This is a genomic window from Ottowia sp. (assembly GCF_035325765.1).
Lineage (GTDB): Bacteria > Pseudomonadota > Gammaproteobacteria > Burkholderiales > Burkholderiaceae_C > Ottowia.
In genome coordinates, this window is the sequence record NZ_DAOKZG010000070.1 from 1 (window position 1) to 9356 (window position 9356).

A 9356-nucleotide genomic window follows, 5' to 3' on the forward strand; every position below is an offset into this window, starting at 1 on the left:
CCGATCCCGGAACTGGGCGTGAGCTCGGGCTTCACCTTCCGCCTGCAGGACCGCGCCGGCAAGGGCCACGAGGCGCTGCTGGCGGCGCGCAACCAGATGCTCGGCATGGCGATGCAAAGCAAGGTGCTGACCGGCGTGCGCCCGGACGGCCTGGAGGACGCGCCGCAGTTGCAGATCGACATCGATCGCGACCAGGCCGCCGCCCAGGGCGTCAGCTTTGCCGCCATCAACAGCGCCATCTCGGCCTCGCTCGGTTCGGCCTACGTCAACGACTTCCCGAACCGCGGCCGCCTGCAGCGCGTCGTCATCCAGGCCGACGCGCCGGCGCGCATGCAGCCCGAGGACATCCTGCAGCTCACGGCGCTGAACAGTCGCGGACAGGCGGTGCCGCTGTCGGCCTTTGCCAGCACGCGCTGGATCACCGGCCCGATGCAGACCATCCGCTACAACGGCTACCCGGCGATGCGCATCGCCGGCGGCGCGGCGCCCGGCTACTCCACCGGCGACGCCATGGCCGAGATGGAACGCCTGGCCACGCAACTGCCCGAGGGGTTCGGCTACGAGTGGACCGGCCAGTCGCGCGAGGAAAAGCTCGCGGGCAACCAGGCCATGATCCTGTACGGCTTCGCCATCCTGGCCGTGGTGCTGGCGCTGGCGGCGCTCTACGAGAGCTGGTCGATCCCGCTGGCGGTGATCCTGGTCGTGCCATTGGGCGTGCTCGGCGTGCTGCTCTCGGTCACCGGTCGCGGCCTGACCAACGACGTCTACTTCCAGGTCGGCCTGATCACCATCATCGGCCTGTCGGCGAAGAACGCGATCCTGATCATCGAGTTCGCCAAGGACCTGCAGGCGCAGGGCATGAGCGCCGTGAAATCGGCGCTGGCCGCGGCGCACCTGCGCTTTCGTCCGATCATCATGACCTCGATGGCGTTCTCGCTGGGCGTGCTGCCGCTGGCGGTCGCGAGCGGCGCCGGCTCGGCCAGCCAGCGTGCCATCGGCACCGGGGTCATGGGGGGCATCCTGATCGGCACCTTCCTGGCGGTGTTCTTCGTGCCGATGTTCTTCGTCGTGGTGCGCCACGTCTTCAAGGGCTCGGCACGGCAGCACGAACGCTATGCCGAGCACGCGGTGCGTGCCGGCCTTTCCGGCGACACCGCCACGCGCATCCTGCACGACGCCGAACAGGGCCTGCCCGAATCCGAACTCCGCGCCCTGGACGCGGACGACGGCACGGCCTCTTCCTCCGCCAAGGACCCGTCATGAACCCGTCCCACCCCGCCGATCGGCCAGCGCATGCCCCCCTGCGCCTGGGCGCGGTCGCCCTGGCGGCCATGCTTTCCGCCTGCTCCCTGATTCCGGCCTACGAACGCCCCGCGGCACCGGTGGCCAGCGACTGGCCCAGCACGGCCGGCCTGTCCGTCGCCGGCACGGACGCGCGCGCCGCGGCCGACCTGCCCTGGCAGGACTTCGTGCAGGACGCCACGCTGCGCGAGCTGGTGGCGCTGGCCCTGGAGGGCAACCGCGACCTGCGCATCGCCGTGCAGGCGATCGAGCAGGCGCGCGCGCAATACCAGATCCGGCGCGCCGACCAGTTCCCGACCATCGGCGTCAGCGCGAGCGCTTCGCGCTCGGCGCCCAACCCGGCCGGCGCCAGCGCGCCCAGCGTCGCCTCCAGCTACAGCGTGGCGCTCGGCGGCGCCTCCTGGGAGCTCGATTTCTTCGGCCGCGTCGCCGCGCTGAAGGACGTCGCGCTGGCCAGCTACCTGGCCACCGAGGAGGCGCGCAAGACGGCGCAGATCAGCCTGATCGCCAGCGTCGCCAGCACCTGGCTGCAGCTGAAGACCGACACCGAGCTGCTTCTGCTGTCCGAGCGCACGCTGGCCACGCGCGAGCAGTCTCTGGCGCTGATCCGCCTGCGCTTCGAGCACGGCGCGTCGTCCGCGCTCGACCTGCGCCAGGGCGAATCGCTGGTGGCCAGCGCCCAGGCCGCGCGCGCGCAGCAGCAGCGCCTGCGCGCGCAGGACATCAATCTGCTCACCCTGCTGGTGGGCGCCCCGGTCCCCGAGCGGCTGATCCCCGCGCTGGTCGCGCCCGGCCCGGCCACGGCCTCCGCCCGCCTGGCCGAGCCGGCCACGGCCGTGGCGGCGGTGCCCGAGCTGCCGGGTTTTGCCCCGATCCCGGCCGGCCTGCCGTCGGGCCTGCTGCTGCGCCGCCCCGACATCCGCGCCGCCGAGCAGCAGTTGATCGGCGCCAACGCCAACATCGGCGCCGCGCGCGCCAATTTCTTCCCGCGCATCACGCTCACCGCCGGCCTGGGGCGCGTCAGCAGCGACCTCGACGGCCTGCTGGGGTCCGGTGGCAGCAAGGCCTGGTCGTTCGCGCCCAGCCTGCTGCTGCCGCTGTTCGACATGGGCCGCAACCAGGCCGGCCTGGAAGCCGCCCAGGCCGGGCGCGAGATCGCCGTGGCGCAATACGAAAAGGCGATCCAGTCGGCCTTCCGCGAGGTGGCCGACGCGCTGGCGAGCCGCGCCACGCTGAACGACCAGCTGGCCGCCCTGCGCGCACAGGCCGAGGCCGAGCGCGCGCGTTTCGAACTGGCCGAGCTGCGCTTTCGCAACGGCGTCGCCAGCCACCTCGACCTGCTGGATGCCCAGCGCTCGCTGTTCGCCACCCAGCAGGCGCTGGCGCAGGCACAGCTGGCACAGCGCGCGGCCGATGTCCAGCTCTACAAGGCGCTGGGCGGTGGCTGGATCGAAGCGGCTCCCGCCGGCTGAACCGTGTCCCCGCGGGCCGGGTGGATGCTGCGCGTCCGGGGAAGGGCGCACCCTATAATCAATCGGCGTCGTATGCCTGTGCCGGCCCGTGCCGTGCGCGCCCGGCTCGCACGGCGCGCACGGAACACCCACGACTCCAGCCCGAGGACGCCATGAGCGACAGCACGCACGAGCAAGCAGACCCGAACGCCATCCCCGGCCCGATCAAGACCCCGACGCAGTTGTTCTGGGTCAGTCTGGCCGGCTTCGCGGTGCCGATCCTGATCAGCATGGGCCTGGCGATCTGGATCAACGCCGCGCCCAAGACCTCCCCCGGCGAAACCGGCGCCGCCGAAAAGGTGATCGCCCGCATCCAGAAAGTCGGCTCGGTGGAAATCCGCGAAGGCGGCGCCGCCGCCGAGGCCGCGGCACCCGCGGCGGCCGAACAGGCGGCGGCTGCACCGGCCGCCGCGCCGGCACCGGCGCCGGCCAGCACCGAAACCGCCGCCGCGCCGGTCGAGGCGCCTGCCGCCGCGGCCGCGCCCGGCAAGGCCGACCTGGCCGCGGGCAAGGCCTTGTATGACAAGTCCTGCGTCACCTGCCACGGCGCCGGCGTGGCCGGCGCGCCCAAGCTGGGCGACAAGGCGGCCTGGGCGCCACGCATCGCCGAGGGCATGGACGCGATGATGAACATCGCCATCCACGGCAAGGGCGCGATGCCGCCGCGCGGTGCCACCACGGCCACCGACGCCGAGCTGTTCGATGCCGTGAGCTACATGGCCGACGCTGCCAAGTAAGGTCGCGTGCGCCCGGACAAGGCCGGCCCGGAGCCGGCCTTTTTGCTGGGCGGCGTCAGCCCAGCGCCTGCGGGCTGGCGACGAAGCCGAAGCGCGCCGCCAGCGCGGCCGACTGGATCGCCTGCGGCGTCCAGTCGCCGTGTTCGACGCGCTCGGCCACGGCATGCATGTCCTGGCTGTGCACCAGGCCCGGTCCCAGGTCGGTCTGCAGCAGCACGCGCCCGCGCTCGTCGACCCAGACGCTGTCCACGCGAGCTGCCCGCCCAGTGTGTGACAACACCTGGCCATCCGCGTCGACGCGCCAGATCCAGGGCGTCAGCTCCAGCTCGACGAACACGCGTTGGGGACCGTTCTGGAAGAACCAGCGCCCGCGCTCATCGGCCGCGTAGTTGCGGCCGATGAAGGCGATCAGGCCCGCGTGCTCCAGCCGCTCGCCGCGCGCTCCCGGCAGGCCGCTGCTGAACCCGCCCCGCGCCTGCGCCGCCGCGTCGCGCAGGTACCAGCAGCCACGCAGGTCGAGCCCGAGCCAGCCAGCGCACGCCGGAACGTTGGGCCAGCGCGCCATGGCGCGGCGAACGATCTCATCCATGCGGCTGCTCCCAGACCAGGTCTTGCTGCATCGCAGGTCCGCGTCAGTTATCCATTGCGCTGCGCGCCACCCACGTCGCATGAAACGGCGTGGCTCCGAAGGCCGCGGAGCAGGCCAGGCGGGGCACCCGTGGCCGGGGGTCTCCCTGGACACTGGGTGCGTCCCCCTTTCAGGGGGATGGAGCGCAGCGACATAGGGGGTATTTCATCCTAGTGCAGCAATTGCGCCGGCACCGTGACCTCGGCCACCTCGCTGCGTCCCGGACTGGCATGGTGGGCCACCAGGCGCCAGCCCTGCGCGCCCTTGAAGTAGACGTTGGTCGCCACCACCCAGGCGTGCTCGGCACCTTCCTCGGTCAGCAGGTCGATGCGCTCGAGCACATTGTGCACGGCCGCGCCAAGCATCTCGATGCGGCGCACGCGCTCGGGCACGGCGCGAATCGTGCCCTGCGCGAACATGGCCTCGAAGGCAGCCCGAATCGCCAGCGCGCCCACCAGCCGGGGGCCGCCGGGGTGGACGCAGACCACCTCGTCCTCATCCGCCCAGCAGGCCATGAGTTGCTCGATGTCGCCGCTCTCCAGCGCTTCGTAGAAGGCGGTTTCGATTTCGTCGGCCGAACCACCGAGGATCGTGGCGCGCTGGCCGGGGGGCGTGCGAGGCATGAAGGCTGGGACAACTGCCGAGTCTGGGATGCCGCCATTGTGCCTGCCCCGCACGTCGCGGCCCGGAACCGGGCGGCGGCGCGCAGGCCTGACGGCATGGTATGTTTTGGCCCGTTCAATTCACTTGCGCGGAGAATCACGATGCATCATTGGCTGCTGCGGCTCGCCGCCCTGCTCGCACTCGCCCTGGCGCTGGGCGGCTGCGGCTACAACGACTTCCAGCGCCTGGACGAAGCCACCAGGTCGGCCTGGAGCGAGGTGGTCAACCAGTACCAGCGCCGCGCCGACCTGATCGACAACCTGGTCGCCACCGTCAGGGGCGAGGCCAGTTTCGAGCAGGAGACGCTGACGCGCGTGATCGAGGCGCGCGCCAAGGCGACCTCGATCCAGGTCACGCCCGAAACCCTGAACAACCCGCAGGCCTTCGAGCAGTACCAGGCTGCGCAGGGCGAACTCTCGAGCGCCCTCAGCCGCCTGATGGTGACGGTGGAGCGCTACCCCGACCTGAAGGCCAACAAGGCCTTCGCCGACCTGCGCGTGGCGCTGGAAGGCACGGAAAACCGCATCGCCGTGGCGCGCGGTCGCTACATCGAGTCCGTGCAGCAATACAACGTGCTGGCGCGCCAGTTCCCGACCAACCTGACCGCCATGGTGTTCGGCTACAAGCCGAAGGAGAACCTCAGCGTGGCGAATGAGGCGGCGATCTCGAACGCGCCCAAGGTGGACTTCGGCGCCGGCGCGTCCGGCGCGCGCTGAGCCGCGGCGGCACCCGGCCGGTCCCGACCCTCATGCGCGCCGCGCTGCCGTCCATGGCCCGCCTCTGCGCCACCCTGGTCGCGCTGCTGCTGGCCGGCGCCGCGCTGCTGGCCCAGGCCCAGGGGCTGCAGCCGGTGCCGGCGCTGACGGCGCACGTGATCGACACCACGGGCACCCTTGATGCGGCGCAGAGCGCGGCGCTCGAAGCCAAGCTGGCGACGCTCGAGCGCGAGAAGGGCGCCCAGCTTGTGCTGCTGATGGTCCCGACCACCGCGCCCGAGGACATCGCGGCCTACGCCAACCGGGTCGGCAACACCTGGAAGATCGGCCGCGCCGGCGTCGGCGACGGCCTGCTCGTGCTGGTGGCCAAGAACGATCGACGCGTGCGCATCGAGGTCGCCAAGACACTGGAAGGCGCCGTGCCCGACATCGCCGCCAGCCACATCATCGACGAGGCCATGACGCCGTTCTTCCGCCAGGGCGACTTCGCGGCCGGCCTCGACGCCGCCGTGGACCAGCTTTCCGCGCGCATCCGCGGCGAACCACTGCCGCCGGTGCAGCAACCCCGCGCGCAAGGCGCGCGGTTCGACCCGGTTGACCTGATGGTGTTCCTGTTCATCGGACTGCCCATCATCAGCACCATCGCACGCGCCGTGTTCGGCAACAAGCTCGGCTCGCTGCTCACCGGGGCCGGGGTCGGCACACTGGCCTACATCCTGACCGCCAGCCTGGTGCTGGCCCTGGTCGCCGCCGTGTTCGGACTGGTGTTCGCATTGCTGGGCGGGCGACGGCCGCCGCTCGGCCCGCCCGGGGCGGGCGGCCGCGGGCGCGGGCCCTACGGCGGTCCGGTGTTCCTGCCCGGTGGCTGGGGCAGCGGCGGCGGCTCCGGCGGCGGCTTCAGCTCCGGGGGCGGCGGCGACTTCGGAGGCGGCGGTGCCAGCGGCCGCTGGTGAGCCGCCAGGCATGGCGGAACAGCCGACACGCGCCTGGTACGCGACGCTGCGCCACCTGTGGCTGGACGAGCGCGACGCACGGCGCGCCGTCCCACCGGCGCTGGCCGAACGCCTGCGCGAGCGCGTCGCCGCGAGCGAGCGCCGCCACAGCGGCCAGTTGCGCATCTGCGTCGAGGGCGGCCTGCCGCCCAGCTATCTCTGGCGCCACCTGCGCTGGCGCGTCCCGATGCCGAAGCTGGTGCACCAGCGCGCGCTGATGCTGTTCTCGCGCCTGCACGTCTGGGACACCGAGCACAACAACGGCGTGCTGATCTACCTGCTGCTGGCCGAACGCCGGATCGAGCTGGTCGCCGACCGCGCCGTAGCGCGCCGCGTGGACGCCCAGGCCTGGTCGGCCCTGGTGCGCGACCTGGGCGAGGCGCTGCACCACGGCCGATTCGAGCAGGGCCTGCTGCAGGCCGTGGACGGCGTCACCGAACTGCTGGCGCCGCACTTTCGGCCCGCGGACGACGGGCCACGCCCGAACGAGCTGCCGGACGAGCCCGTGCTGCGCTGAGGGCCGGCCACGCGCCGGGCCGGCCGGATGCCGGGCGGCGGCGTTCAGGCCGGCTTGCGCGCCAGCATCGTCGCGAACTGGAAGCGCGCGCCGCTGTGCAGGGTGCCGAGGTCCTCGTTGTACTTGAGGAATTCCCAGCCGGCGTAGTAGTCGCGCAGTTCACCCTCGGCGAGCTTGAACGGGAAGCCCACCGGGCACGGGTGGGCCGGCGTGTCCATCGCCGCCACCACCAGGTTGTAGCCGCCCGGGCGCGTGCACGCCTGCATGTCGGCGATGACCGCCGGGATGCGCTCGGGGTCGAGGAACATCAGGGTCACGGTGCAGGCGATGAAGTCCCAGTCGTCGCCGAGGGCGGCCTCGTTGATGTCGTAGACGCGCGCCACGACATTGGTCATGGCCTCGCTCTCGGCGATCGCTTGCAACGTGCCGATGGCCGAGGGATTGGCGTCGACCGCGGTGACGTCGAAGCCCAGGCTGGCCAGGTAGAGCGCGTTGCGGCCGCTGCCGCAACCCATGTCGAGCACCTTGCACGGCTGGATGGTGGCACAGGCCTCGACCACCTCGCTGTGCGGGGGGTTCATGCCATGGCGCTGGCTGAAATAATGGGCGTCGCGTGGTGTGTCGGTCATGAAGGATTCCCTGCGGGTCGGAAAGACGGGTGCCCGGCCACCGGCCGAATGGCCCCATCGCGCATGGCGATGGCGGCCGCATCGGCCTTCAGCCGGGCTCCTTGCGCGCCACCTGTGCGCGGGCGTCGACCTGCTCCAGCAGGCGCTTGTTGACTGCATGCACGGCGTCGAGTTCCTGCTGCAGGGCGCCGCTGACACTGGTCATGGCCTGCAGCTTGCGATTGGCCTCGCGCAGGTGGTCGGCGATGTGCTTGGCCGTCAGCAGCAGCAGGCGCGCCGCCACCGCCGGCTGCTCGTCGATCATGCGGGTCAGGGCGGCGCGCGTGAGGATGCCCAGGGCAAGATCGGTGGTGGCGGTGCAGGTGGCCGAGCGCGCGGCCTGGTCGACCAGGCCCATCTCGCCCATCAGGCTGCCGGGGCCGAGCACGGACACCACGATGCCCTCGTTGCCGGCATGCGTCTCGACCGTCGCCTCGCCGCTCAGGATGAGCGACATCGCGTGATCGTCCGTGCCGCTGCCGGCCTGGATCACGACGGTGCCTGCAGCGACCCGGTGCGGCCGCAGGTAGTCCACCACGATCTGCGCGTCCTGCGCGCTCAGTTGCGCCAGCGCACCCCCGCTGGCCAGCAGCGCGGCAGCGCGATCGCGCACCAGTTGCGCGTCCTGATTGCGGTTTTGCCACATGGCAGCGATTCTAGTGTGGCGCCCCAGACGACAACGCCCACGGCGGCTGCCGTGGGCGTCGGATTCGTGACGCTGTGCGCAGCGTCAACGCTTTTCGCGGTACTTGCGCAGCGCGGCGATCTGTGCCGCCAGGATCGCCAGCTCGGACGTGGCGCGCGCGATGTCGATCTCGCTCTTGGCGTTCTTCAGCGCTTCCTCGGCCTTCTTGCGCGCGTCGTTGGCCTTGGCCTCGTCCAGGTCCTTGCCGCGAATGGCGGTGTCGGACAGCACGGTGACCACGTGCGGCTGCACCTCCAGGATGCCGCCCGCGACGAACACGAACTCCTCGCCGCCGCCGGCCGTGTGGATGCGCACCGAGCCCGGCTTGATGCGCGTGATCAGCGGCGTGTGGCGCGGGTAGATGCCGAGCTCGCCGACCTCGCCGGGCAGCGCGACGAACGTGGCCTCGCCCGAGAAGATGGACTCCTCGGCGCTGACCACGTCGACGTGAATGGTGTTTGCCATGCCTTGGGGCCTCCTGTGGGTGCGCCGCTCAGGCGACCTTCTTGGCCTTTTCCATCGCTTCCTCGATGGTGCCGACCATGTAGAACGCCTGCTCGGGCAGGTGGTCGCACTCGCCGTCGACGATCATCTTGAAGCCGGCGATGGTGTCCTTCAGCGGCACGTACTTGCCGGGCGAGCCGGTGAAGACCTCGGCCACGTGGAACGGCTGCGACAGGAAACGCTGGATCTTGCGCGCACGCGCCACCGCCAGCTTGTCCTCGGGCGAGAGCTCGTCCATGCCCAGGATGGCGATGATGTCGCGCAGCTCCTTGTAGCGCTGCAGCGTGCCCTGCACGGCGCGCGCCACCTGGTAGTGCTGCTCGCCGACCACCAGCGGATCGAGCTGGCGGCTGGTCGAGTCGAGCGGGTCCACGGCCGGGTAGATGCCCAGCGCCGCGATGTCGCGCGACAGCACCACGGTGGAGTCCAGGTG

Annotated in this window: 11 protein-coding genes and 1 pseudogene; 6 read left to right on the forward strand and 6 right to left on the reverse strand. The window is 71.4% G+C overall.

Translation table 11 applies throughout. From position 1 onward, the window contains the following. The 3 genes from PKA16_RS14820 to PKA16_RS14830 form a co-directional block, all read left to right on the forward strand. Positions 1–1263, forward strand: a 1263-nt coding sequence (locus tag PKA16_RS14820) for an efflux RND transporter permease subunit (protein ID WP_324404301.1), incomplete at its 5' end; no start/stop codon positions are given. Then, entirely contained in the window at positions 1260–2774 is a 1515-nt protein-coding gene (locus PKA16_RS14825) for an efflux transporter outer membrane subunit (RefSeq protein ID WP_324404302.1), read from the forward strand. The genes PKA16_RS14820 and PKA16_RS14825, both read left to right, overlap by 4 nt. A gap of 152 nt (positions 2775–2926) precedes the next feature. Then, positions 2927–3550 carry a c-type cytochrome gene (locus PKA16_RS14830; protein ID WP_324404303.1) on the forward strand — a complete coding sequence of 208 codons (624 nt, stop codon included), beginning with the start codon at positions 2927–2929 and terminating at the stop codon, positions 3548–3550. 55 nt (positions 3551–3605) lie between these two features. On the opposite strand, the gene PKA16_RS14835 is transcribed toward PKA16_RS14830, so the two are convergent. Together PKA16_RS14835 and PKA16_RS14840 are read right to left on the reverse strand one after the other, a co-directional pair. After that, positions 3606–4139 carry a DUF2946 family protein gene (locus PKA16_RS14835; RefSeq protein WP_324404304.1) on the reverse strand — a complete coding sequence of 178 codons (534 nt, stop codon included), beginning with the start codon at positions 4137–4139 and terminating at the stop codon, positions 3606–3608. Between the two features lie 209 nt (positions 4140–4348). After that, entirely contained in the window at positions 4349–4801 is a 453-nt protein-coding gene (locus tag PKA16_RS14840) for a nuclear transport factor 2 family protein (RefSeq protein ID WP_324404305.1), read from the reverse strand. Positions 4802–4942: 141 nt separating this feature from the next. Between PKA16_RS14840 and PKA16_RS14845 the strand changes: the two genes are divergently transcribed. Genes PKA16_RS14845 through PKA16_RS14855 form a run of 3 tightly spaced genes read left to right on the forward strand, consistent with a single transcriptional unit; the run spans position 4943 to position 7066 of the window. Then, positions 4943–5557, forward strand: coding sequence for a LemA family protein (locus PKA16_RS14845; protein ID WP_324404306.1), 615 nt, complete (start codon positions 4943–4945; stop codon positions 5555–5557). Positions 5558–5610: 53 nt separating this feature from the next. Next, complete coding sequence (locus tag PKA16_RS14850; RefSeq protein WP_324404308.1) at positions 5611–6510, forward strand: TPM domain-containing protein; 900 nt, start codon at positions 5611–5613, stop codon at positions 6508–6510. Positions 6511–6520: 10 nt separating this feature from the next. After that, positions 6521–7066 (forward strand): TPM domain-containing protein, encoded by a 546-nt coding sequence (locus tag PKA16_RS14855; protein WP_324404310.1) that lies wholly within the window; start codon positions 6521–6523, stop codon positions 7064–7066. 44 nt (positions 7067–7110) lie between these two features. On the opposite strand, the gene tehB is transcribed toward PKA16_RS14855, so the two are convergent. From tehB to PKA16_RS14875, 4 genes and pseudogenes are all read right to left on the reverse strand, one after another. Further along, on the reverse strand, positions 7111–7695 hold the full coding sequence (tehB, locus tag PKA16_RS14860; protein ID WP_324404312.1) for a tellurite resistance methyltransferase TehB: 585 nt from the start codon (positions 7693–7695) through the stop codon (positions 7111–7113). Between the two features lie 88 nt (positions 7696–7783). After that, positions 7784–8380 (reverse strand): cyclic nucleotide-binding domain-containing protein, encoded by a 597-nt coding sequence (locus PKA16_RS14865; RefSeq protein WP_324404313.1) that lies wholly within the window; start codon positions 8378–8380, stop codon positions 7784–7786. Between the two features lie 84 nt (positions 8381–8464). Further along, positions 8465–8884: a F0F1 ATP synthase subunit epsilon gene (locus PKA16_RS14870; protein ID WP_324404315.1), complete on the reverse strand. Its 420-nt coding sequence runs from the start codon at positions 8882–8884 to the stop codon at positions 8465–8467. 28 nt (positions 8885–8912) lie between these two features. Beyond that, positions 8913–9356, reverse strand: a pseudogene (locus PKA16_RS14875) (F0F1 ATP synthase subunit beta); the annotation flags it as partial.

Coding starts and splice junctions, on each gene's coding strand:
- PKA16_RS14830 (WP_324404303.1), top strand. CDS start 2,927: ATGAGCGACAGCACGCACGAGCAAGCAGACCCGAACGCCATCCCCGGC.
- PKA16_RS14850 (WP_324404308.1), top strand. CDS start 5,611: ATGGCCCGCCTCTGCGCCACCCTGGTCGCGCTGCTGCTGGCCGGCGCC.
- PKA16_RS14845 (WP_324404306.1), top strand. CDS start 4,943: ATGCATCATTGGCTGCTGCGGCTCGCCGCCCTGCTCGCACTCGCCCTG.
- tehB (WP_324404312.1), bottom strand. CDS start 7,695: ATGACCGACACACCACGCGACGCCCATTATTTCAGCCAGCGCCATGGC.
- PKA16_RS14840 (WP_324404305.1), bottom strand. CDS start 4,801: ATGCCTCGCACGCCCCCCGGCCAGCGCGCCACGATCCTCGGTGGTTCG.
- PKA16_RS14855 (WP_324404310.1), top strand. CDS start 6,521: ATGGCGGAACAGCCGACACGCGCCTGGTACGCGACGCTGCGCCACCTG.
- PKA16_RS14825 (WP_324404302.1), top strand. CDS start 1,260: ATGAACCCGTCCCACCCCGCCGATCGGCCAGCGCATGCCCCCCTGCGC.
- PKA16_RS14870 (WP_324404315.1), bottom strand. CDS start 8,884: ATGGCAAACACCATTCACGTCGACGTGGTCAGCGCCGAGGAGTCCATC.
- PKA16_RS14865 (WP_324404313.1), bottom strand. CDS start 8,380: ATGTGGCAAAACCGCAATCAGGACGCGCAACTGGTGCGCGATCGCGCT.
- PKA16_RS14835 (WP_324404304.1), bottom strand. CDS start 4,139: ATGGATGAGATCGTTCGCCGCGCCATGGCGCGCTGGCCCAACGTTCCG.